The organism is Paenibacillus sp. FSL P4-0081 (genome assembly GCF_000758565.1).
Classification (GTDB): Bacteria; Bacillota; Bacilli; order Paenibacillales; family Paenibacillaceae; genus Paenibacillus_AQ; species Paenibacillus_AQ phytohabitans.
On sequence record NZ_CP009280.1, the window covers coordinates 892,584 to 917,784 of the forward strand.

At 43.3% G+C, this 25,201-nt stretch carries 19 protein-coding genes; 14 read left to right on the forward strand and 5 right to left on the reverse strand.

Annotation, left to right across the window (positions count from 1 at the left end; translation table 11 throughout):
• The first annotated feature begins 93 nt into the window (after positions 1-93).
• Positions 94-711 carry a type 1 glutamine amidotransferase family protein gene (locus P40081_RS03950; RefSeq protein WP_042133479.1) on the forward strand — a complete coding sequence of 206 codons (618 nt, stop codon included), beginning with the start codon at positions 94-96 and terminating at the stop codon, positions 709-711.
• Positions 712-843: 132 nt separating this feature from the next.
• Here the strand turns inward: P40081_RS03950 and P40081_RS03955 are convergent, their stop codons facing one another.
• Positions 844-1,407, reverse strand: a complete 564-nt coding sequence (locus P40081_RS03955) for a hypothetical protein (RefSeq protein WP_042133481.1) — start codon at positions 1,405-1,407, stop codon at positions 844-846.
• Positions 1,408-1,602: 195 nt separating this feature from the next.
• Here P40081_RS03955 and P40081_RS03960 point away from each other — a divergent pair, with 195 nt between their 5' ends.
• From P40081_RS03960 to P40081_RS03975, 4 genes are all read left to right on the forward strand, one after another.
• Positions 1,603-1,911, forward strand: coding sequence for a hypothetical protein (locus tag P40081_RS03960; protein WP_042133482.1), 309 nt, complete (start codon positions 1,603-1,605; stop codon positions 1,909-1,911).
• 56 nt (positions 1,912-1,967) lie between these two features.
• Positions 1,968-2,543, forward strand: coding sequence for a DinB family protein (locus tag P40081_RS03965; RefSeq protein WP_042133484.1), 576 nt, complete (start codon positions 1,968-1,970; stop codon positions 2,541-2,543).
• Positions 2,544-2,816: 273 nt separating this feature from the next.
• On the forward strand, positions 2,817-4,382 hold the full coding sequence (locus P40081_RS03970; RefSeq protein WP_042133485.1) for a hypothetical protein: 1,566 nt from the start codon (positions 2,817-2,819) through the stop codon (positions 4,380-4,382).
• Positions 4,383-4,423: 41 nt separating this feature from the next.
• Entirely contained in the window at positions 4,424-5,650 is a 1,227-nt protein-coding gene (locus tag P40081_RS03975; RefSeq protein ID WP_042133487.1) for an RtcB family protein, read from the forward strand.
• A 67-nt stretch (positions 5,651-5,717) separates the two neighbouring features.
• On the opposite strand, the gene P40081_RS03980 is transcribed toward P40081_RS03975, so the two are convergent.
• Positions 5,718-8,690, reverse strand: a complete 2,973-nt coding sequence (locus P40081_RS03980) for an AAA domain-containing protein (RefSeq protein WP_042133488.1) — start codon at positions 8,688-8,690, stop codon at positions 5,718-5,720.
• A 271-nt stretch (positions 8,691-8,961) separates the two neighbouring features.
• Here P40081_RS03980 and P40081_RS03985 point away from each other — a divergent pair, with 271 nt between their 5' ends.
• The 3 genes from P40081_RS03985 to P40081_RS03995 all read left to right on the forward strand — a co-directional run bounded on the left by P40081_RS03985 (position 8,962) and on the right by P40081_RS03995 (position 15,037).
• Complete coding sequence (locus tag P40081_RS03985) at positions 8,962-10,431, forward strand: type I restriction-modification system subunit M (protein WP_042133490.1); 1,470 nt, start codon at positions 8,962-8,964, stop codon at positions 10,429-10,431.
• On the forward strand, positions 10,424-11,617 hold the full coding sequence (locus P40081_RS03990) for a restriction endonuclease subunit S (RefSeq protein ID WP_052421662.1): 1,194 nt from the start codon (positions 10,424-10,426) through the stop codon (positions 11,615-11,617). Before P40081_RS03985 ends, P40081_RS03990 begins: the two co-directional genes overlap by 8 nt.
• A gap of 69 nt (positions 11,618-11,686) precedes the next feature.
• A complete protein-coding gene (locus P40081_RS03995) occupies positions 11,687-15,037 on the forward strand; it encodes a DEAD/DEAH box helicase family protein (RefSeq protein WP_042133492.1) in 3,351 nt (1,116 codons plus the stop codon).
• A gap of 80 nt (positions 15,038-15,117) precedes the next feature.
• Here P40081_RS03995 and P40081_RS04000 read toward each other — a convergent pair whose 3' ends face one another.
• On the reverse strand, positions 15,118-15,366 hold the full coding sequence (locus P40081_RS04000; RefSeq protein ID WP_042133494.1) for a helix-turn-helix domain-containing protein: 249 nt from the start codon (positions 15,364-15,366) through the stop codon (positions 15,118-15,120).
• Positions 15,367-15,517: 151 nt separating this feature from the next.
• Here P40081_RS04000 and P40081_RS04005 point away from each other — a divergent pair, with 151 nt between their 5' ends.
• The 3 genes from P40081_RS04005 (at position 15,518) to P40081_RS04015 (ending at position 17,926) form a co-directional block, all read left to right on the forward strand.
• On the forward strand, positions 15,518-16,015 hold the full coding sequence (locus P40081_RS04005; protein WP_042133496.1) for an aspartyl-phosphate phosphatase Spo0E family protein: 498 nt from the start codon (positions 15,518-15,520) through the stop codon (positions 16,013-16,015).
• Between the two features lie 184 nt (positions 16,016-16,199).
• On the forward strand, positions 16,200-16,907 hold the full coding sequence (locus tag P40081_RS04010; protein ID WP_042133498.1) for a nuclease-related domain-containing protein: 708 nt from the start codon (positions 16,200-16,202) through the stop codon (positions 16,905-16,907).
• On the forward strand, positions 16,904-17,926 hold the full coding sequence (locus P40081_RS04015) for a restriction endonuclease (protein ID WP_042133500.1): 1,023 nt from the start codon (positions 16,904-16,906) through the stop codon (positions 17,924-17,926). Before P40081_RS04010 ends, P40081_RS04015 begins: the two co-directional genes overlap by 4 nt.
• Positions 17,927-17,988: 62 nt before the next feature.
• Here the strand turns inward: P40081_RS04015 and P40081_RS04020 are convergent, their stop codons facing one another.
• Positions 17,989-20,880, reverse strand: a complete 2,892-nt coding sequence (locus tag P40081_RS04020) for a DEAD/DEAH box helicase (protein WP_042133502.1) — start codon at positions 20,878-20,880, stop codon at positions 17,989-17,991.
• Between the two features lies 1 nt (position 20,881).
• A complete protein-coding gene (locus P40081_RS04025; RefSeq protein WP_042133504.1) occupies positions 20,882-21,280 on the reverse strand; it encodes a (deoxy)nucleoside triphosphate pyrophosphohydrolase in 399 nt (132 codons plus the stop codon).
• A 1,037-nt stretch (positions 21,281-22,317) separates the two neighbouring features.
• On the opposite strand from P40081_RS04025, the gene P40081_RS04035 reads away from it, so the two are divergent.
• The 3 genes from P40081_RS04035 (at position 22,318) to P40081_RS39690 (ending at position 25,155) form a co-directional block, all read left to right on the forward strand.
• A complete protein-coding gene (locus P40081_RS04035) occupies positions 22,318-23,421 on the forward strand; it encodes a slipin family protein (RefSeq protein WP_042133506.1) in 1,104 nt (367 codons plus the stop codon).
• Positions 23,422-23,558: 137 nt separating this feature from the next.
• Positions 23,559-24,353 carry a hypothetical protein gene (locus P40081_RS04040; RefSeq protein ID WP_042133507.1) on the forward strand — a complete coding sequence of 265 codons (795 nt, stop codon included), beginning with the start codon at positions 23,559-23,561 and terminating at the stop codon, positions 24,351-24,353.
• A gap of 58 nt (positions 24,354-24,411) precedes the next feature.
• Positions 24,412-25,155 (forward strand): riboflavin biosynthesis intermediates N-glycosidase, encoded by a 744-nt coding sequence (locus P40081_RS39690; protein ID WP_042133510.1) that lies wholly within the window; start codon positions 24,412-24,414, stop codon positions 25,153-25,155.
• Positions 25,156-25,201 lie beyond the last annotated feature (46 nt).

Genomic DNA, 25,201 nt, shown 5'->3' on the forward strand with positions numbered 1-25,201 from the left:
TTGTTATATGTTCAGCTAAAATAGCTTCACTGACAGCAGCTGTCAGTGAAGCTATTTTATAATACAGGAAAGGACTTGAAGGAGGACGTAGAAATGAATAATAAAGTATATCTATATGTGTTCGACACCATGGCAGACTGGGAGATAGGGTATTTAACTGCCGAACTGAACTCGGGAAGATACTACAAGAAGGGGCAAGCCCCCACTGAAATAGTAACCGTAGCCAATGAGAAGACGCTTATCACTACAATGGGCGGACTGGCAATAATGCCTGACATCACGGTGGGTGAGTGCAGCATTACAAGCACTGATGCCTTGATTCTACCCGGTGGAGAGACATGGACCGAAGCCATCCACAAGCCCATTCTCCAACTTGCTGAGAGATGCATACAGGAAGATATAGTAGTGGCAGCGATTTGTGGGGCTACAATGGCGCTTGCCCAGGCCGGACTGCTGAACTCACGCCCGCATACAAGCAATGATCTGGAGTACCTCAAAATGATCTGTCCCGCGTACACCGGCGAAGAGCTCTACCAGATGCAGTCTGCTGTAACGGATGGGAAGCTGATCACTGCCTCTGGAATAGCGCCGCTAGAATTCACTGTACATGTCTTGAAAGCCCTGGATGTAATGGCTCCAGAAAAATTGAAAGCCTGGTATAGTCTCTACAAGACCCAGGAAGCTAAGTATTTCTATGAGTTGATGGGATAAGAGCAGATAATAAGGGTACCCTCTCTTCGCGGAGAGGGTATTTCTGTTGGTCTGGCCAGGGATGGCAGGACATCTTCTGGACATCTATAAGTAGTTGTGGGGGGATTTGCCGTGCACCACTATAGGGTGAATTTAAGTTGCAGTTTTCATGTTACTGCGTAGAATTTTGAAATCTTCTAATATATTGGAGATTCTTAGAATCATATCTCTATTCATATCTTGTTCTGTAGGGTTATTTGGTAAGTATAAGCCCCACTGCTGAAACTTGCCCTCTAATAGAACAAATCCGGATACATGAGCTCCAAAACCATTTATTCTTGCAGATTCAAGAGTTAATCTGTCGTCATGAAATACACTCACCAGTAGATTCTCAGTTCCCATGAAAAATACCGGATACGTTATATTACTGAAAAAATCTTTATATTCCTGCTTGGCTGCTTCAGCCAGATAATCCTTTGCAATGATTAACCCGTCATAATTTATATTAGTGTCTTCAATAATATCGTTGAGGCTTTTGGGTATGTAGCTTAGATTTCTAATTGTATCAAAAGGAACATCACCAACAACTGCAATTTCTAACTGGATTGAAGGGGGATTATAAAGCTCCTCCGCCTGAGGCTCATTTACAATTTTGATGTCACAGCTTACAAACAACACGGATAACAATATAAGAAGTAATAACATTTTGTTTTTCATTAGTGAGTATCCTTTTTTGTTTTAATATAATGGTTACTTCATATTTAAAAATATAGAAAAATAATCCTTTTTGCAAGTGGATAATTAACTCGTTGGAGTCTCGGACGATAGGAAGGGAATTCCAACATATGATACGATGTAATAGAAGTGCGTAAGGTTTATTTTGTATATGTGTAAGGCTAAGGGGGAAGGCAAATGAATGAAATAACCTCTCATAATTGTAATTTGAATATATGGGCCCATCTACCTGATGAAGTATGGAATACAGTTGCTAATATTTATGAGCGTATGCCTGGTTGGAGAGGGTACATAGATGGGATTCCACACTGGTTTGGGCAGGAAGATGAGGATGTTTATATTCAGGCATCCGTTGAGCCAAGTGGATTATCATTCTTTGCTCGAATGAATCAGAGTGATTGGGATTCTTGGATTGGAGCGTTTAAATCAGAAGCAACTAAAGTGTTAGGGTTTGAGGTGGGGGAGCCTGAGGATGGGTTTGTGTAGTATGAAATTTTAGAAGGTAAGGCAATTCATAGATAACTCGAAAGCTGGTGACAAACATGAATATAAACCAAGCGATAAACGTTATAGATATGGAATTATCTCAAACATTAAGTGACTACCAAAACTGGTTTACTTTAAATCCCGAAGAACTATCCTTTAAACCTCAGACCGGATGGAGTATTGAACAAATATTAGAGCATGTAACACTAACCAATCACTTTTTATTGATCCTAATAAGAAAAGGGACTCGGAAAGCAATTGAACTATCAACAAAGAAAGACTTGAATACAATAATAGAATCAAGCCAAATTAATTTACAAGAACTTGAAGCGATAGCTATACATAAGTCTTTTGATTGGATCAGACCAGAACATATGGAGCCTAAGGGTGAACAAGAATTAGGACAAATAAGAGCATTACTAGGTAATCAAATTAACGAATGCAAAGAGCTTTTGAAAGAGATGAACAACGGAGAGGGAATACTTTATAAAACTACAATGACGGTAAACAACTTAGGCAAGATTGATGTTTATCAATATATCTACTTTTTGTGTCAACATGCCAAACGCCACATTGTACAAATGCAAAAGGTTATGGATGAGTATACAGGGGTGGAGGGGCTGGGCGATTAAACTGCCAGGATTGTAGAAATCCGTGTAGTGAATAGAATTGACGCTAAAAGAGTGAGGATCGGATGTATGGGGAAGGGGAGAGCCCGAAGCCAACAAGCCTGTCCTCTGTTTGGTTATAAAAATTATATGCCCAGTTGTAATACTTTCGCCATGTTCGCCGCTCCCAAAATAAACCAATATAGATATAGAAGTTGATATGATAATGCAGCCGCTTATAATCATTGAGTTGTGCTATTGGTATCGCAGGAAGTATAGGAAGAGGTGTGGTGAACGATGGTTATATTCTTCGAAAGAGCGAAACGGCCGTTATGGGAGGGTAGAACCTCCATTTACGCTTATATTAAGGAGCAAGGAGAGTCCGTGGACGGATCGCTGCCGGATGACGAAGAATTCTGGTCCGGTGATAAAATCAGATGGGTAGCGGGCGGTTTGGATGGAGCGTTTGGACATCATGCCGGACCTGCTAAGATGACGGATGAGGCAAGAGAGCTGGTTCGCCTGCTGGCGAAGCAATCCAGAAAGCCTAAGAATTCAACAAGAAAGGCCCTATATGCCAAGCTTGTGAAGACAGATATAGGCGGCATGATGGATGAAGTTATAGATGAGGTTCGCAAGCACCCCGGAATACAGCCGGATTCCGTATTCCTTGAGGCGAAATGGCTCGCGGAGCATGCGGCGCACCGGAATGCCGTCAAATTCGGCATTGCAATGCTGGGCCTTTTTCAGAACGGGCAAGTAAAGGAACTGCTTCTAACGCTTGGGAGACACGAGGAATTTACGCTATATGCCGTAGTTGCGATTCATAATGGAATGGAGGATAGCAATCAAGTTCTATTTGAACTCGCTGGGCAGGTTCATGGCTGGGGGAAAATACATATCGTCGAGAGACTTGAGCCTGCCAGTCAGGAGATCAAAGATTGGCTGCTGCGGGAAGGGTGCCACAACAACGTCATGAACGAATATTTAGCCTGTATTTGTGCAAGAAATGGTGATTTGCGGGAGGCACTTTCGGCTGATCGGGTAGATGGCGCATTATTTAATGGGGCAACCGATATCATTGAAGCGTTATTGAATGGCGGGCCGGCAGAGAATATTGACGATTATGAGTATGCCCCGCAGGTGTTATGGGATTATGTGAGGCTTGTCCAGGAGGCAGAGACAACGGCAAAGCATCTGTCAGTGCTATTCAGCATTCACGACTTCCTGGCGGAGGATGAGGAGAAGTGGACCGCTCGGATGTCCTCAGGCTGGAGTGAGCAGCTAAGAAGCGATATGCGGGAGGCTTGCCAGTTGATTATGGCCGACACCAAATGGAACAGTATGGTTATGGATGCCGTTAGCAGCAGTGATATGTCAGACGTTTACTATGGTATAGCGTGTGCAGAGAAGCTTGGCTTGGATATTTGGGATACTCTCTATGATCAGCTTGCAGCTAACCCGCTGGAGGATTTCTATTACTATCAGCTAATAAGATCGGATGACCGGGACCGGATTCACAGATTTGTTCAATTCGCCAGTGAACACATTCCCCTGCAGCAGATCGCCACGGGCCCCGGAACTGAAATGGGATTCGGCGAAGAATATGCAGCGCATAGGAAGCTGGGCGTGATCCTGCAGTGCTTGGACCGGTTCGAGGGGATAGGGGCAGAGTTGATCCTCACGGGCTTGAACAGTCCAGTGACCTCTAACCGGAATATGGCGATCAAGGCACTAGAAGGTTGGGACGTTTCATCCTGGGGGGAGCAGCTTGCTCATGCGGTCGCTCATTTATTAGTAATCGAGACTGAAGATTCGGTAAAAGAACGGCTGCACAAGCTCCGGGCGGCAAAGGGATTGTAAGTAGGGGAAGAACATTCATTATGTAGGAGTTGAATACTTGTATGGCTTATCAAAATATAGACGGCGTGCGGGTCTGGGGGAATCCTGACAGCGGAGCGCTGGCTCAAGCAAAGACGTGTGCGGAAACAGGCAATGTTGTGCAAACCCTGCTCATGGCAGATCATCATAAGGGCTACAGCCAGCCGATCGGCGGGGTGGTCGTATACGATGGGCAAATCTCCCCGTCCGGCGTCGGTTATGATATTGCGTGCGGGAATAAAGCGGTGCGAACCAGCTTAACTGTTGAAGATATCAGGCCCCGATTGGCGAATATTATGGACGAGATCGCCCGGAGAATCTCCTTCGGAATAGGCCGTGTTAATAATGAAAGGGTCGATCATGAACTTTTTGACGACCCGGATTGGGCTGTTTTCATGGCGGTAGGCAGACAGAAGCACGACAAACTGAAAGCTTTGGCACAGAGTCAGCTAGGTACGGTCGGCAGCGGCAATCACTTCGTAGATTTGTTTGAAGAAGCCGGAACAGGCCGGGTGTGGATCGCCAATCATTTTGGGAGCAGAGGGTTCGGCCATAAGACAGCGAGCGGTTTCCTCAACCTGGCAGCGGGCAGAGACTTTCTGGCTAACGCCCCCGGTGAAAAGATGGACCAGCCGCCCGTACTGCTTGATACTAGCAGTGAGCTTGGCGATATGTATTACAGAGCCATGAAGCTGGCCGGACGCTACGCCTATGCCGGCAGGGATTATGTGATCCGGCAAGTATTAGCCATCCTGGGAGCGGAAGCGGACCTCGAAGTTCATAACCATCATAACTATGCCTGGAAAGAAACACATGGCGGCAAAGAAGTCGTCGTCGTCCGCAAAGGGGCGACCCCGTCTGCGCCGGGCCAGGTTGGCTTTATCGGCGGCAGTATGGGCGATATATCGGTGATCGTTAAGGGAAAAGATAGCGTGGAGAACAAAGACTCCTACTATAGCACCGTTCATGGTGCAGGACGAATCATGAGCCGGACCCAGGCGGCAGGCAAAATGAACTGGAAAACCCGCACCCGCAGCGGCGGTCAAATTACGTCAACGCAAATGCTGGAGGCGGTTCGGGATTGCGGTGTTGAGCTGCGCGGTGCAGGCACGGATGAAAGTCCTTTTGTGTACCGGAAGCTTCAAGAGGTGCTGGATGCGCATGCCGGGACCATCGAGGTTATGCATGTGTTGAAGCCGATTGGGGTATGTATGGCTGGGGCGGATGAGTTTGATCCGTATAAGGATTGAGTTTCTGGACGTGGTATGACTCCACGTCCTTTTTATCGTAGAGTGAGTATCTTAAAGAAGGAATTTATCAGCTAATAGACTGCAAATATCCCTTTAGTTCCTCCCATCCCCCGGTTTCATCATTGGATTTGATGCGGATCAACTTGAATTCAGTGTATGAACATAAATCATCTTTCATTTTGTCATTCGAAATTGTTTTTGGATCCCGGCGATGATAACTTCCGTCGTATTCAATGGAGAAGAGCGGCTGCAAAGATTCCCTTTCGTAAATAACAAAGTCCATGTGACTCGTAAAGTAGAAGTTTTTTAAAGAATAGTCTAACGGTAGATTGATTGATAATACATCTTTTATGGGGACTTTAGGAAAGACAAGCAGAGGCATACCGCCAAGGAATATTAGCAGTTTATTATAAATCATCCGCTCACCTTCATGCATCAGCTTAATCCGGTTTTCTTGCCGGATAATCTGGTTAAATGCAATGGATAATTCAATTGAAGGGCGATGAAAACTGCTTGCTTCAATTGTATAAATATAACGGCTCAATTTGGTTAAGTAGCCTTGCCCGTTATCAATCTGTGCAAGATTTCCGACAAGCATGAAATAATCAAGTGCACGGGTAAGGGCAACATTAATTAACCGGTAGCTATTCTGTACAAAGTTAATCTGAAAAGATGTTGAACCTTGTGAAATCACTGTGCTGAAAATAATAGCCTTACACTCACCGCCTTGAAACGTATGAACAGTTCCTATTTTTATATTAGGTTTACCGCTGAACATTTTTATAAGATGTTCTTTCTGAGCTGAGAATGGTGTTACGATACCGATCTGATCAATGCCATTTTGTTCAAGTTTACTCACGATTGTATGGATTTCATTTAATTCATGATGATTAATCGTTCCTGATACAGAACCGTATACATTGGTTGAATAAATTCCGGCTGTATAGGGTTGTCTCTCTGGCTCATGACGCATCATATGTAAGCGGTTATGGTAAAACTGCTGATTACTGAAGGACGCAATGGATGGAATGCAGCGATAGTGATAGTTAAGGAGGTGAGTACCCCCTTCGCTTAGCAGGCACGCCTGTTCAGCTCTTTCGAATGCAGAATTATTCAGATAACAATAAGGTTCAAGGTCTATTCCTGGTGCATGTGTTTCAAACAAGTTTCTGCTAAGAGTGTCCTCAATCGAAACAATATGACTCAATTGATTGGTATCCCCGAATAAACAGGCCTTACGTGCAGACTGGAGCAAGCAAAAAATACTTGGAATCGAACACTGGGATGATTCATCGATGATAGCAAGATCTAAGGACATTCCGGCTGGAATACAGTTGCGTGCAGATAGACTGCTAACGAGGAGTACAGGAAACAGTTTAAGGAAAGAAGGAAAAGCAGATGAGCTGTTTCTAATATTTCCTTTTTCACGCAGCTCTTGAATAAGCCCTTTGATTTTTTGGAGCTCTTTCATATCTTTGAGAACAGGTCTGGCTCTGTGGAGCCACTGGTACTGCAAAAGGTGCAGGTCAATATCATTTTTCTTACTATATAAATTCTTCAGGTCAACTGAGGCGTCCTGTTGTTGTTTCTTTATCGAAGCTAACTCTTCAACAAGTTGAGAGTAGCGTAATTCAAGGTTAATAACTTTGATAATCTCCTCACAGAAGGCCAGGGATTGAACCGGGGTGCTGCTGTCAATATGCTCCCAGAGCTGTGTTGCCCCAATGGGCCTTAACTGCTTTTTTATTCTGAATTTCATATAGGTACGTAGTCTTCCAGCTATGTACGAACGAAATTTTCTGAAAATATCATTGCCGTAGAGTTGTAACGGCTCATCGACCAGTTCACGCAGACGAGATTCTATTTTCTCATTAGCAATTGAAATAGACTCTAAATCATTTTTCATAGGGATCAAGTGGTTTAGACGCAATCTGTCATTGAGGACAATAATTAAGTCTTTAAGCTGATTAATCGTACTGGTCAGATCAATAATTTGATTCTCTATTTGTTCAGCATGGGTTATTTCATCCATCAAGGCTTGGCTTGTAGCTTGATATGTTGAATAAGACTCAGCAGTAAGCATATTATTGGGGTTCTTTCTCACGATCTCTATCATACGGTCTAAAGCATACTGAAGCGGTACTGCAGCTTCTTTGTTCTTCGCATTACTTCCTAAGCGGGCGTAACCGAAGAAGTATTTGCTTATTCCGTTTGCATCCAGTTTCTCTACGATATTATCTACGGCCTGGTTATTTGTACTGGCAATAACGCAAGTTTCTTGATGATTGACCTGGTTGGCGATCAAGTTTAGGATAGTCTGTGTTTTTCCGGTTCCTGGAGGTCCCTTAACAATATTAATCGTATGATTTATATCATGCAGTACATTATTTTGAGGAAGGTTGCCAGGTACAATATGGATGAGTGACTGGTCTTCTGAAGTCTTTGGAATTGCGAAGCTATGATTAAGATAACTTTTTAGAATAGAACTTGGCTCATACTTATCTTCTAGAATTGCCTGAATCTCCTGTGAGATATGATAGTTACTAAAATCGGAATTCTTCGCCAGGAAGATAGTGTATGCGGGCACGCTTCTTTTTTCTTCGAGATTCGCAATTTCAAGTAGTTGTGTAACCATTGTGTGGTCATTCAAGAACCCAGTAGGATTCGAGGAGAATTGTTCTTTCAAGCGAGTAAGAATATTAAGGGAGTTCCTATCGGCCAAAGCTTTATATATTTCCTTATGGAACCCCGATTGATCAGCCTTAAAGAAATTATGATCTGATTGAAATGTTGAACTGCTCCAGAGAATTAATGGAATATACGTATCTTTTTTATTTAATTTTAAAAGCGGGTAGCCAAACATAATTATTTGATCGGCTTTTAAATCATGGCTTAGTTTTTCATACCGTTCAACAACAGCCTCTATGTTTAATGGATCTATTTGAGCCTGGTTTAGATCGGAAGGTTTGAGTTGGGTTGAATAATATCCTTCATATTTTAAGCATTCTGAATAATACTGGAGCAGGGCCTTGGTAATCATGTAGTTCTCCTTATGGGAAACAAAGTATGGGTATTTCTATTATCCTATAAAAATATTGGAAATGTTATAAAAAAAGTACTTATCTCGAAACTTATAATTTTTATAATTAAGATTTATTTGGTGTCAGATTTCTCCTCTTACTGGGTGTATAATAAGAGGAGTATTATCGCATTAAGGAATTTATAGTTGGATTATGGAAATGAAATTGCTAAATTACTGTAGAGAAAATTCAGAGCAGAACAATATTAGCTATAGAAATGGAGAAATATGAATGCTAACAGGGGAAGTACGCAATAAAATTGATAGAATATGGTCTGATATTTGGGCTGGCGGGATTAGTAATCCCTTAACCGTTATAGAACAACTGACTTACCTGATGTTTATCCGTTCCCTGGATGAAAAGGAATTGGAGAATGAGAGCTTTGAGGCGATTAGCGGAGCTGAGATGCCGAAAATATTCCCTCAAAACGAAAAAGGGCAGAATATGCGCTGGAGTAAGTTCAAAACCAAAGACGCCCGTATAATCTATGATATTGTCGGCACGCAGGTATTTCCATTTATTAAAACGATGAATGGAGAAAACATGACAGCCTTTACACGTTATATGCAAGATGCTATGTTCCTTGTTCCAACACCGCAGGTACTGCAGAAGATGATTACAGGTCTCGATGAACTGTATGAACATGATATCAAAGATCTGGATATGCAAGGCGATCTTTATGAGTACATGCTGGGCAAGCTGGCTTCGGCTGGTCAAAACGGCCAATTCAGAACACCTAAGCATATTCGCGACCTGATGGTCCGTTTGCTTGCACCTACACCGAATGACAAGATCGTTGACCCGGCTTGCGGCACAGCAGGTTTCCTTGTTTCTTCTGCCGAATATATCCGTGAAAAATATGAAGCTGAGATGACCAGCGTACAGTGGGAGCATTTCTCAGGCGAGATGTTCTCCGGATATGATACCGACAGAACGATGCTGCGACTGTCCGCGATGAACCTGATGCTCCATTCCATCAGCCAGCCGCATATTGATTATGTAGATAGTGTATCCAGACAAAATAATGTGGCATCTGCCTATGATATTGTGCTTGCGAATCCACCATTTACCGGAACCGTAGATGCTGAAAGCATTAACGATAATCTAAGAACAATTACGGATACCAAAAAGACAGAGCTTCTATTCGTGGCCCTATTCCTGCGTATTCTCCGTAAAGGCGGACGCTGCGCTTGTATCGTGCCGGATGGCGTATTATTTGGTTCGACTAAGGCGCATAAGTCGCTCCGTAAGGAACTGGTAGAGAATCATCAGCTGCAAGCGGTGATTTCCATGCCAAGCGGAGTGTTCAAACCTTATGCGGGAGTCAGCACAGCGATCCTTTTGTTTACCAAGACAGGGGCAGGCGGCACGGATAAAGTATGGTTCTATGATATGAAAGCCGACGGCTATTCGCTGGACGACAAACGTTCCCCTATTACGGCTAACGATATTCCTGATATCATTACCCGTTATCACAACCTAGAAGGTGAAGCAGATCGTCTGCCGACAGAGCCGAGCTTCCTAGTAGACAAATCGGCAATTGAAGCGAATGACTATGATTTGTCAATCAATCGATATAAAGAAGTTGTGTATGAGAAAGTAGAGTATGACAAGCCTGAAATCATCATGACCCGTCTGGATCAGCTGAATCTTGATATTGCCTCTAAGATGGATGAATTGAGGGGGCTGCTGGGTGAGTAAGTGGGAAAAGGTAAAGTTAAGTGAAGTATGCACAGTAAATCCACCTAAAAAGCAACTCCAGACTCTTTATGAAAATAATAAACTTATCTCTTTTATTCCTATGTCCGAAGTATCTGAGGACGGGAAAGTTAATACTAAGATTGAAAGATCGTATTCTGAAGTTAGTAGTGGGTTTACTTATTTTACTGAGAATGATGTCTTATTTGCAAAAATTACACCTTGCATGGAGAATGGAAAAGGTGGAGTAGCACGCGGTTTAATTAACGGTTTAGGAGTAGGATCGACCGAATTTCATGTCTTACGTCCCAATGAAACCGTAACAAGTGATTGGATTCATAGATTTCTTTCATATTCTAAATTTAGAAAACTAGCTGAAAAAAATATGACGGGAAGTGCAGGTCAAAGAAGAGTGCCCAAGGCATTCCTGGAGAAGGTCCGTATCCCCCTTCCACCTCTCGAAACTCAAAAGCGAGTTAACAAGAAATTAGACACAGTCTCAGAACTGCTTGCTATGCGTAAACAACAGCTTGCTGAGCTGGATAATCTGATCAAAGCTACCTTTTATAAGATGTTTGGAGAACCATTCAGGAATGATTTTAAATGGGACAGAGTAGTGTTGAAAGATTATTTGAAACTTTTTCCTCAAAATGGTTTGTATAAACATCAATCAAAATACGGTAGTGGTACGAAAATTGTACGTATAGACTCTTTTTATGACGGTTATGTGGAGAATATTTCAAGTTTGAAAAGGCTGAGTCTAGAACCTGAGGAAATAGAACAATACGCTCTAAACAAAGATGATATTTTAATTAATCGTGTTAATAGTATCGAGTATTTAGGTAAAGTAGGAATAGTTCCTGATATTACAGAGGATATAGTCTACGAATCAAATATGATGAGATTCCGTCTGAACCAAGAGTACTTAATACCAATTTTCTTAATGTACCTATGGAGGACTCAATTCATTAAAGCTCAAATTAGAGGAAGAGCAAAAAATGCAGTGAATCAATCGAGCGTAAACCAGCAAGATGTTCTTTCCTTTACTGTTGTAAAACCACCACTATCACTCCAAAACCAATTCGCCAACATCGTCACCAAAATCGAAGAACAAAAAGCCATCGTTAAACAGGCCATCGACGAAACACAGCATCTCTTCGACAGCCTGATGAGCGAGTATTTCGAATAACGATCTCATCCTAATTGATACACATAATTAGCATATTGCTATCATCATTTTACCCATGAGGTGAACCGAATGCCTGCAAACTTTGGATTCTTACAGGGACAAACGGAATATAAGCTGTTTGCTACAGCGGCTATTGAAGCGGAGCGGGTGCTTGCCACCTCTCCGGCGATGGCGGCCGTGGGCAGCCGGAAGGCTTTTGAGCTTGCAGTGAAGTGGGTGTATGCTGCCGATAACACTATCACTATGCCTTATAAGGATAATTTGCAGGCATTGATTCATGAGCCAACATTCAAATTCGCGATGGAGAACCAGACTTGGGGGAAGTTGGGTTACATTATCAAGCTTGGGAACCTCGCGGTACATACGGACAAGAATATCAGCAGGAGTGATGCGGTATTGTCGCTTGCTGCGTTGTTTGAATTTGTGCAGTGGCTAGATTACTGCTATGGAACAAATTACGAGGAGCGTCATTTCAAAGAGAGTGACATCCCGGACGAAAAGCTTGTTCTGGATGAAGCAAAGATTAAAGAGAAGGACAGCTTAATCGAACAAAAGGAATCGGAAATTGAGGCTTTGCGTGCCCAGATTGCAGCGATGAGTGATAAGTTTACCGCTGATAAAGGGCAGCATCAGGAAGAACGTCATTTCACACCTGGGGATCTTTCTGAGTTCCGTACACGCAAGAAATACATTGATGTTGACCTGAAACTGCTCGGCTGGACACTTGGAGACGATGTTAGGGAAGAAGTAGAACTGTTTGGAATGCCTAATGAGGAAGAAAGAGGTTATGCTGACTATGTGCTCTACGGTAAAGATGGCCTGCCTCTGGCGGTAATTGAAGCTAAACGCACATCCAAAGACCCCAAGATCGGCAGTCATCAGGCCAAGTTGTATGCTGATTGTCTGGAGCGGATGACCGGAAGACGGCCGATGATGTTTACAACGAATGGTTTTGAAACGAATCTGTGGGATGACCTCACCTCACCACAGCGTAAAGTGAGCGGGATGTTCTCCAAGTCGGATCTGCAAAAGCTGATGAACCGCAGAAGTGAACGCAAAGTGCTGAACGAGGTCATTATTGACGACAAGATAACAGACCGTTACTACCAGAAGGAAGCGATTCGCGCCGTATGCGAGAATATTATGGAGGGGCACAGACGATCGCTGCTAGTAATGGCCACCGGAACCGGCAAGACCCGAACAGCCTCCAGTTTAACGGATGTGTTGTCACGCGGGGGATATGTGACCAATATCCTGTTTCTAGCTGATCGTAAGGCGTTGGTTAAACAGGCTAAAGATGACTTCAAAAATTATTTGCCGGACATGTCTCTGTGTAATCTGCTGAGCAATAAGGACGATAAAACGGCGCGTATCGTGTTCTCTACTTATCCGACGATGCTGAATGCTATTGACAGGGAAAAAACTGATGATGGCAAGCGCCTGTTTACGCCCGCCCACTTTGACTTGATTATTGTGGACGAGGCTCATCGGAGTATATTCAAGAAATTCCGCGCGATTTTTGAATATTTTGACGGTATAATTGTAGGTTTGACCGCTACCCCCAAGACGGAAGTAGACCGGAATACGTATGATTTCTTTGAGATGCAGAACGGTGTGCCAACTTATGCCTACACCTATGAAACGGCTGTGGAAATTGACCATGTTCTGGTTCCTTACTATAACATTGAGGTTACGACAAGATTCCTGGAGCAAGGGATTACTTATGATGATCTCTCGCCGGAAGATAAGGCGCGGTATGAGGAGGACTTTACGGATGAGGACGGCGAAATGCCTGAGTTCATTCCATCTCCTGCAATTAACGAATTCATTTTTAATCAGGCTACAGTGGACCGTGTGCTGGAAGATCTTATGACTCAGGGGATTAAGGTAGCTGGTGGGGACCGGCTTGGGAAAACGATTATTTTTGCCCAGAAGAAAAATCATGCCCAGTATATCGTGGAACGCTTTAACAAGCTATATCCGCAATATAAAGGGAATTTCGCCAAGAGAATTGTCTCGGGAGATACTTACACGCAGAGCCTAATTGATGAATTCAAAATACCCGATAAAGAGCCCCACATTGCCGTTTCTGTAGACATGCTGGATACGGGGATTGATGTGCCGGAAATTGTTAACCTTGTATTTTTCAAGCGGATTCGTTCCAAAACGAAGTTCTGGCAGATGATCGGTCGCGGGACAAGACTACGCAGGGATTTGTTCGGAGAAGGTGAAGACAAGCAGCGTTTCGTCATCTTCGATTACCTGGGCAACTTTGAATTTTTTCGTCAGCACAAGGAAGGTCTGCAGGGGAATGAAGGCCAGAGTTTGTCTGAAGCGATCTTTGCCAAACGGGTGCGGCTGATCTATCATCTGCAGCAGGCAGATTTCATTGAGGAGTCCTATCAGGCAATCCGTACAGAATTAATAGTTGTGGTGTTGGGGCAGATTCTTGCATTAAATACCGAACTGGTATCTGTGAAACTGCAACTGCAATATATAGAAAAGTATAAACATCAAGAAGCTTTTGTCTGTCTGTTGGATCAGGATAAATCGAATCTAATTATGTACCTTGCCCCTATTGTATATATGTCTGATACAGATGAGCATGCCAAACGGTTTGATAATTTTATGTATGGTTTGATGATTGCCCAGCTTGAAGAGTCGCCGCAGTTCAAGAAGGGAAAGAAACAGCTGATAGATGTGTCTTCCATATTGCTTCAACGGGCCACCATCCAGTCGGTAAAAGAAAAACTTTCGCTTATACAGACTATTGGTACGGAGGAGTTCTGGGAGAGTGCAGGTCTGCTGGATTTTGAACTAGTACGCAAGGAACTGCGCAGTTTGATTAAATTCATTGTAGATGAGGGCGGCGGCAAGAATCCGATTTATACGAATTTAACTGATGAGATTATCGAAATCCATGAAGGTAAAGCTATGTATGAGGCTTATACTTTCGAAGATTACAAGCTTAAGGTCAACCGCTATATTGAGAAAAACCGCGATTCCATTGTAATTCATAAGCTTCGTAATAATATTCCGTTAACTGCGCTGGACTATGAAGCACTGGAGAAAATTTTTACGGGTGAACTGGGTACAGCGGAGGATTATCAGCGAGAATTTAAAGATACGCCATTTGGTTTATTGGTACGTAAAATTGCAAAGCTGGAGTATGAAGCTGCCATCGCTGCATTCTCGGAGTTTATTAATGATCAGTCTTTAAACCAGGGACAAATCGTATTTGTCAAAAAGATTATTGATTATATTGCTCAGAACGGCTATATCGATAATGTGTCTGAGTTGGTTAAGCCGCCATTCGATAAGCCACAAAGCTTTGTAAAGCTTTTTGACGGTACGAAACAAAAGCGGTTGGTAGAGACAATAACGAAGATTAAAGATAATGCAATAAGGATTATCGGGTAGAGAAAAAGTTGGCATATTATCGAAGACGGTCTATTCCAATGAGGATTGGAATAGACCGCCTTTTCTATTTTTTCATTATTTCACATACTCTCCCCCAACAGCTCCCCAACAGAAACCTCCAGCGCCTTCGCAATAGCAACAACCTCATAATCCTGCACAAGCCTATATTGACCCTCCAAGCGAGACAAACTTGTCGGGCTGATGTCTAAACCAAAAGTTTGCAACCTCGCAAGGAAATCTTTCTGCTTCATTCGTTTAGCTTTTCGAATAGCTACAACTCGGCTCCCGATGATGTTTTTGTCACCTGGGGGCTCTTTGCGATGTCTCATTTCCGTGTCACCTCACAATTTAACCAAATTGTATGCGAGGTAACTGTTGTTTTAATGCGGATATCGAATTAAAATGAAATAAACCGATAAACGCATTAAAATTTCTGTACATCGTCTACAGATATAGCTTTCCCAGGAAGGAGAGGGTGCGATGCAACATCTTACGCATAATTATGAGGAGGAGAAGCGCAAGCTGAATGAACTCGGAAATAAATCATTGGAGCAGGGAATTCCGCTAAGCAGCAATGAAGAGGTTCAGGCTCAGAGCCGCAAGCTGGACGAACTCATTAATCGAATGTATCAAGAAAAAAGTGGACATACAGCATCATTTCGTTTGAAAATCTGTCTTGGAGGGGATTTAGTGAGCTTTCCAGCATGGTTTATACAGACGATTCAAAGTCGATTGAATGAGGTTACCGCACAGATCGAGCATCAATCCGAGCCTAGACTTTCGTTTGAAGAAGAGAGCAAAGCTTCTCAAGCATTATTTGAGTCCATGGACACTGCACATATGCCAGAGTTTGAGTACTGGGAGGACAAGCTTCAATTGAAGCAATCCGTTATTTATGAACGCTTATATCTACAAGGGCTTAAGGATGGTATGCAACTTGCAAATGCCTCTACTGCCCCTCCAGTTCTCTCGGACTAAGACATGTCCTGTGGAATATACTGCAAAAGTATTTTGGTATCAGAACGAAGAGTGATACATGCATACTTTATTATTGGGCTGTCCATGCGACAGTCTTTTTTCTTGGTGTTTTTGGGGAGGTAATCCTTCCCATATTGTCGAATTACCATACATATTGTAAATCCAGTTGATATGAGGTTTTGCTATGTTAAAAGCACTGTTCTCTCTCTTCAAAAAGTCTGATGCTAAGCTTCCACAGGCTGTGCAGAAGATACAATCTCCAAAGCCAAAGCCAAAGCCAAAGCCAAAGCCAAAAGTGGCCTCCACACGAATTGGTGAGCTAGGCGAACATAAAATTAATATCCAACTGGATCAGTTACCTAAAGAGTGCAAATCGTTAAGCGATTTAATGCTCCCTAATCCCAAGTCTCGAACAGGCTACACTCAGATTGATCATATTGTTATTTCTCCCTACTGCATATTTGTCATTGAGACGAAAAACTACAATGGGGAAATTAAGGGTGGGCGGTCGGATCAGCAATGGTCAGTGAGCAACCGTTACAAGATGTATAATCCGCTTAAGCAAAACTACGGACATATCAAGGCCATCGAGAGTCTGATGAAAGGTGTAACGGCAGTGAAATTCATCTCTATGGTTTCATTCACGATGAGATGTCGGTTCAGTATTGATCCTGAACTGCGGAAGATCCATTCGGACGAACTGATTGTCTATGATGTGGAACTAAGTGAGTATATCTCTAGGAAGCTGATCAGTTTGAAAATGGGAACCCCTGAACCTCCTATTTCTGCGGCGCAGACCCAAACGATATACGATCATTTGGTTAAGGCCAATATCACCGATGCCGAGATTCGTAAGTTTCATGTACAAAGAATAAAGGGAGGTCAACTATGAAAAGTATGTGGCTTGTTCGAGCGGGAGAAAGGGCATATCTTATTGACGAATTTAAAGAAAAGCAAGCGGTGGCGATTGGTTGGGCTCAATTGGGAGATATCGGTGCGGTAAATACACTGCAAGAGATGAAGAGGCTGTTGAAGGTAAGGTATCCTGGATATAAAGAGGGTAAGATTAATATTACTGCTGGCCAGATTTTTCGTTTTGTAAGTGAATTTAAAATAGACGACCAAGTAATCACATATAATCCTGAAGAGCGACTCTATTACATAGGAAGAATCAAGTCTAATTATGAATTTAAGCCTAATTATATTACGGATAAACCCCATGTTCGCAGAATCGATTGGGAAGGAACTGTATCCAGAGATGTTTTGACGGCAAGCGCCAGGAATACTCTTGGTTCCATAATGACTATTATATCTATCCCGAATGATGTTCAGAAGGAATTGCTCAAGCAAATGGTAACCGGACAGACAGAAGGTAATCAACCAAGTCAACCTATAGAGTCTGTGCAAGCTGAGACGGAGGAAGAAGCTGAAGAATTAGAGCTAATCAAGGAAGACGTTATTGAGAAGTCCAATGAATTTATCAAAGATAAGATTGCTAAGTTAGACTGGGAGCAGATGCAGGAACTTGTTGCGGGCATCCTAAGAGGAATGGGCTACAAGACACGAATATCACCCAAGGGGCCGGACCGGGGAAGAGATATTTTTGCATCCCCAGATGGTCTAGGGCTTGAAGAACCCAGAATTATAGTGGAAGTAAAACACCGTTCAGGCAGTATGGGATCTAATCAAATACGTAGTTTTACCGGAGGATTAAGAGTAGGAGATCGGGGGATTTATGTATCAAGTGGTGGATTCACCAAGGAAGCGAAATATGAAGCGGAAAGATCCAATATCCCTTTATCGTTAATAGACTTGGATTTGCTCGCGGAGTTGGTCACGCAATACTATGATCAATTTGATTCGGAGACACGGACATTAATACCGTTAAGAAAAATATATTGGCCGTTATAAGTTTGAATGTTTTTGGCTAACTAAGGACGTGGTGTATTCACGTCCTTAGTTATTGATACATTTCAAGATTTAGTCAGATATCCATAAAGCTTACTTTCCACAGAATTCTCTAATAGCAGATTCATATGCACTACAGATATTGATTCATTATTCTTATCCAGCATAGATGCCTGAACAGCGCTCGATTGATCGGGATGTGCTTTACCTAAGTAGTAGAATTCTGTTCCATCTGCATCATCCTTTTTCACGAAAACATGAAGGTCGATTTTTAAGCGGTCTGCCTCAAGAATCGTTTTAACCTCCTCAGATTCAAGTGTTCGTCTACTCCTTGTTGACCACGTTAGAACCTCTGCGTTGATGAAGTTTTCTTGATATTTCGTACTTGCTTCTATTTCTTCCTGTTTGTGATAGGTTACAAAGATTGGGCAAGTCTGATGTTTTGTTTTATAACCATAGATAGTTGAGCCCTCATCATTACTCCAATTCAAAAGTTTACAAGAATCTTTTCTGGAATACTTCTTGTATAAAGTTAAGGGTTCGCCACAATCATACTGTTCATTTTTATGAAATGCAGTCTGAATAATATCAAAGATCATTTCTCGAAAATACATATTATTCTTTAGCGAATTAGCCAACATTGGGTGGAAAACATAATTTTGAGATGGATCGAATTGCACTACAGCTGTTTCTCCATATTTTTTCCTTGTTGGTTCTGTGAAAAATGATAGGTTGAGTACACGTGTGACAGAATCAATAGTTCTGGAATCTGTTGGGCATCCATTCTCCATAAGGGCATTCATATACTCCGTCGAAGTAACATTATCTTTAGAGAAAAGTAAGTTTATTAATACAATTTCATGCTTACGTTTTCCATTAAGAATCTCTGCTGATAACATCGCTATATAATTCTTCTCGTGCTCTGATAAGATGGGAATGTTTTCTTTAATCTTTTGTAGAAAGTGATAATAGCTTGAATGCTCATCAGTGAATATAAGCGGATCAATTGAATTTGCTTCAATGAAATCCATTAGTTTGGGTATTCGATTAAGGCGATTTTTAAGTTGAGAGTAAGATTCTTTAAGAATCTTAAGTGCTGTAAGATTGCTATTACTAATCGAGCGATAAATTTGTTGAATGGCAATTTCTTCGAAGTTAATGGTTGAGATGCCCTTAATATAACTGGTGTCTTTCATATGACGACGGATATTATCTTTGTTCTGAGTCTGGTCTCCAGAAAGGGCTACAGGAATCAAATAATTATTTTTATAGTTACCAATAAAGTCGATGATCGTGACGAACTCTTTATTAGGATGCTTACGTAAGCCACGCCCTAGCTGCTGAACAAACACTATACTGGACTGAGTTTGACGAAGCATCACAACTTGGTTAATACAAGGGATATCGATTCCTTCATTGAAAATATCTACAGTTAAGATATAGTCTAGGTTACCTGATTCAAGATCAGTTACACAGCGCTCCCGTGTTTCTTGACTATCGCTTCCAGTCAAAGCTACTGTACGATAACCTTTCATATTTAGAATGTTAGATAGCTCGATAGCTTCTTCTCTGCGACTACAAAAGATCAATCCCTTTATGGCTTCCCCTGAGTAACCGTAATATTCAATCTTTTCAATTACATAAGATACTCTTTCATCAGTGACTAACTGGGAGAGTAGAGTCGTATCGTCAATGATTTGGCCGTTGTATTCAAAGTCAGTAACGCCAAAGTAGTGAAATGGACACAACATGTCTTCCTCCAAAGCTTCCTGAAGGCGAATTTCATAAGCGATGTTGTAGTCGAAGAGTTCATATATATTAAATTCATCAGTGCGTTCTGGAGTTGCTGTCATGCCCAGTAGGAACTTAGGTTTGAAATGTTCGATGACTTTAAGGTAGGAACGTGCTCCGGCTTTGTGAACCTCGTCAATCAAAATATAATCAAACGCCTCAGGATTAAAATTGCTTAATGACGAGTCCTGAGAGATGGTTTGAATTGTAGCAAAGAGGTACTTGGCCTCTGTTTCTTTACTGTTTCCAGATAAAATACCAAAATCACTGTCCGCACCGCCTAGAATTCGCTGATAATCAGCCAAAGCTTTTTGCAAAATTTGTTCTCGGTGTACTACGAATAACATTCTGCTTGGAGCAAAGCTTTTCACGTCAAAAGCAGAGAGATAGGTTTTTCCTGTTCCTGTCGCTGAAATAACAAGTCCTTTAACTGCCCCTGTTGTGCGCAACTCTTTTAGATTTTGTAGTGCTCTCTCCTGCATTTTATTAGGTGAGACTAAACCAGATACGGCTTGAGGGAACTTTTCAGGAGTGAAGGGCATTGCTAGTCGATCATTAAGGGTTACCCTCTGAAACTCTTCATAAAGAATTTGATATAATTCGATCCATTTATTCGTTAGTGGAACAGCATTTAGCCATACCTTTTCAAACTCACTATGGAACTGCCCAAGAAGGCCCCCATGTTTAAATGAGGTTAATTTCACGTTCCATTCGTAGTTGGCCTTTAATGCTGCTGCAGTCAGATTAGAGCTTCCCATAATGATTGTTGAATGATCTTCATGTTGAAAAACGTAACCTTTAGCATGAAAACCACTTAGATCTGTCAAACGAACTTCAACATTCGTTATTTTTAGCAACTCACTATATATTTTTGGCTTGTTAAAGTTTAGATAATTGGAAGTTAGAATTTTACCAGTAATTCCTCGTGATTTCAGATCAGCTAAATGAGATTTAAGAGTGGCTAAGCCACTCTCCGTAATAAATGCAACAGAAATTATGAAAGAGGAACAGTGATCAAGCTCCTCTAGCAAAGGTGTAAGCACGTAATCATTGGTGTCCTTATTATTGACTAATAGTTTTGGCTTATATTTATCCGGTGAATCCTGTTGATGGTCAATAAATGCCCAATTTAAAGAACTGTTCAAATGTAGAAGGGGATTGTCCATTTCAATTCCCCAGTGTTTCTTGAATTTTTTGAACAGCAGGAATATCAGCAGGTGCCCATTCTAAAGACATCAATTCATTAGCAGGTAGCCATTGTATGGCAATATGTTCAGTTAAGGTTGGTGTACCTTTTAATAGATTGCAATAAAAAGTAGTGAGATGAACAAAACCAAAGTCATATTCATACACAGTGGTCTCGATCGCTTCACCAATTTCGATTGTGCAGTTCATTTCTTCATCGATCTCTCGTTTTAGTGCAGACTGTGGTGTTTCGCCATCCTCAATTTTCCCGCCTGGGAATTCCCACATGTAAGCCAATGCTTTGCTAGCTCCTCGCTGCGCACAAAGTATCTTTTCATTTTCAATGATTACAGCACCAACTACATGAATATGTTTTTTCATTAGTTCCCTCCGGTTATGCAGCTTAATGAGAAAGTTATAGATTCTGCATTGATAATACTATTTTAGTATAATTTCATTAATGTTTACATACTGCATATGAGGAAGGGGTCCGGCTCCGCAGAATTCTATAGATACAGCGCGATTTGGGCGGGACTAGATCAGCATGAGGGTAATCATTTCGTTTTAGATTAATGCAACTGAGATTTTCTTACTTTATGAATTGATTTGTGGTACAGTAACTCCAGAAAAAAAGTATAATACAAAGAGAGCCGTGCTGGACACACGACTCTCTGCGCAATAGCCGCTTTTAATGGCGTAGGCTTTTAAAGGTTATCCGTTGAAATAGGACCGCTACCTTTGACCGGGCGGCCTATTTCTATTTGTGGAAAGATAGAATCAGCAAAACCCAAAACTGAATCCCCCAAAAAAGCTCAAGCGCAGGCTTCCCATCCCTGCCTTTGAGCTTTTTTCTATGCAGTTCAAGACTCCCCTCTGGAAATTTATTCTTCCGTCGTAATACTTTCGCCATGTTCGTTGCGCTGGATTTCAGCGATGATAGAGCCTGTAAGATAACGCCGAGCGCGTTCATCATACATCCGGTTCTTATCCGGGCGGGCGTAACGAGGCGGGGATCTCAGGTGATCCCGCAGTGCCGGCATGTATGTTACGGTATCCTGTACGGTCCGTTTCGGTAAGAGTCCCTAATCGCCTTCTAAGCGACGTTGGTACAGTACTCGATTTCCATCGAGCGACTATTGAAGCAAATTGTGAGTAGGCAAACCAATGGACAGGATCTCTGGCGGCTAGTCTAGCGCTACTGCGGAAGGGCTTTGCAATCCGTGGATACCGATGGTGCGGTAGCTGGGAGGCTGTGGCAAGGAAAGAAGGGAACGAAGGCCGGCTGAAGTATGGGTTAGCCTCGGACCTCAAGTAGTCCTCCCGGACCTCCCGGCAGGGCCGCCTGTCTCAAACGTGATTCCGCCTGAGCTGCAGCGGGATTCTGTCAGCCATTGGTCAAACATGAAGGGGGCATACATATGTTGAAGCAAATAACGATTCAAGCGGACCAGCGCGGTCTGCTCTTTCATAAGGGAAGTTATGTGAAGCGGCTGCTGCCGGGAACCTACCGTTACTTCTCATGGTCGCAGCATACAGTGGCAGTACTGAATATTGGCAAACCGTTTAGTGTCGAGGGCAAAGACCTGCAGCTATTTTTACAGGATGATGAACTCCTCCGGGAGCTCGATGTCGTACGCGTACAGGATCATGAGATTGTTCTGCACTATGAGGATGGCCAATTCATGCAAGTGCTGAAGCCGGGTGTGTATGCTTATTGGAACCTCCTGAGAAAGCATACCTTCGTACATACGGATATAGGGCAGCCGGAGCTGCCTGCCGGGATCGACCGCTCGATTATCCCGAAGCTTACTCCGTATGTGCAGTGCTGCGAAATCGCAAGCTACGAGCAGGGATTCCTGTTCTATGATCATACGCTCGAGCGGGAGCTTACGCCTGGTAAGTATTATTTCTGGAAGGGACCGGTCTCGGTACTGACGAAAACGGTCGATCTAAGACAACAGCAGATGGATCTGGTCGGCCAGGAAATGATGACAGAGGATAAGGTCTCGCTGCGTCTGAACTTCGTATGCCAGTACACCATCGTAAGTCCGCACCGCGTTCTGGAGATGAAGGCTTTTGACGAGCAGATACACATCCAGCTTCAGCTCCTGCTTCGGGAGTATGTCGGGACGCTGAAATTGGACGATCTTCTGAAACGAAAAGAGGATGTTGCCACATTCATTCTGTCCCGTATCCAGGAGAAGGAAGAGGCGTTCGGGGTACGTTTCCTCGGGGCGGGGGTGAAGGATGTAATTCTGCCGGGGGAAATGAAGGACATCCTAAATACCGTCCTGCTCGCAGAAAAGAAGGCGCAGGCGAACCTGCTTACCCGCCGGGAAGAGACGGCTTCCACGCGCAGCCTGCTGAATACAGCGAAGCTGATGGACGAGAATCAGACCCTGTTCCGTCTGAAGGAGCTGGAATTCCTCGAGAAAATATGCGACAAAATCGGCTCTATCTCTGTAACCGGCGGTGGAGACCTCCTGGAGCGGTTAAGCTCGCTTATCGGTAGTAATAAGTAGATCGCCTCCTGGCGGTCTATTTTTTATGCAAATCGAGAGAATTAAGCTTAGTCAAAGTTCCGCAAAACAGGTAATTACATAGAAGCTATAGAACTAAGCTATAGAGCTGATTAAGCCAAACCCGAGGAAGTGACTCCATGGACAACAAAGCAAAGAAAATCCTCATGAACACCTTCTGGACCTCAGCCGGCTGGAAGAGTAGTCCTGCTGCCTTCACCGGTGAGGATTTCGATTATGCCAAAAGCAAAGGCCTGATGTTCGATCCAGTGACGATTACTCATGACGAGATTGTCTTGCGGCTACATGAGCTGCATCAGACGATCACTAAGGAGCGGGTTGCTGCCGCATTCCTTCACAGTCTGTCGACGAAGAAGGTCTATTTGCGGAGTGCCCTATCCAGCTGGGCCCTGACTTCCGATTTACCTGTACATACCTATGAGCAGCGGAGTTCAGTACGGCCCAATTATAGCAGCTGCGGGGATTGTAACTTTCACAGATTAATGTCTGATCGGGAATATATAAATAATGATCTGAATGTGCTGAATTTCGAACGGGTCAAATGGGGCGGGATTCGTCTGAACTGGCTTTTATACTGCTGGCTGGGCCTTGAATTATTCAGTAAAGAAGAAGAGTTCGAGGTTACCGCCGAGGATACTGCCATACTCTCCGGGATGCTCGAAGCGATACGGGATTGTGCGGACCATGAGAGTGCGCGGATGCTGGAGAAGCGGTGGAAGGACGTGATTCCCTCCAGTAAGAATGAACGGGATGTGATCATGGAGATCTGGGGCTATGCCGGATTGCTGGTACCGCGGGACACACCCCGGAAACGCAGAGGCGGGAGTCATGATTTTAACTCTATGGCTGAGTGGCAGGGGGATGACGGTTATTCTCAGGAGGCGGTAGAGTTGTATTTTGGTGCGTTTTTGTAGATTCACTATGAACTTGAATGACGCTTAGATGAAATTCGGACAAGGAGGCACGCTCATTATGAACACCCCGGAACACATCCAGAGGATACTTGAAGACAACAGAAGAAAGCTGCTGGCTCTCAATCCCGAAGAACGCTTTATACGCTTCTATGAAACGGATAAGCCTTACGGTTGTTTCTCTAATTTTGCCAAGTACCCCATAGTGTTAAAAGGCAAGGCGTGGGCAACCACGGAGCATTATTTTCAGGCGCAGAAGTTCGCAGGTACTGAGCATGAGGAAGAGGTCCGGCTCGCCGGAACTCCGATGGAGACAGCACGGTTGGGGCGGGACCGGAGTAAGCCGCTTCGTTCCGACTGGGAAGCATGCAAGGTTGAGGTCATGAGAGAAGCGCTGATGGCTAAGGTTGAGCAGCATCCCGCTATAAAGTCCATTCTTTTGTCGACAGGCGATTGTACCTTAGTTGAACATACGGCCAATGATGCCTACTGGGGAGACGGGGGTAACGGCCAAGGCGGCAATATGCTGGGCAAGCTGCTGATGGAGATTAGGAACGGATTAGATGAATATGTGCCGGAATTCTTGCTGCCGCAGTGGATAGTGTATCCTGAAATTGAGCCGTTCAGCATTGGCTGGAGAATGGGGTATGGTGAAGATTACTTGATGCACTTATGGGAATGGAGAGAGCAGCAGTCGCCGGAGGCGCTGAAGGAGTACGATGCGTACTTCACTCCGCCGGAGGAGTGGGCTGAGGCTGTAAGAATCCAAGAGGAATATAGGAAAAAGAATAAGGATCAGGACTGAACCCCGTAGACAATCCATTACTTCATGCCGCCACCCTTCGTGGCGG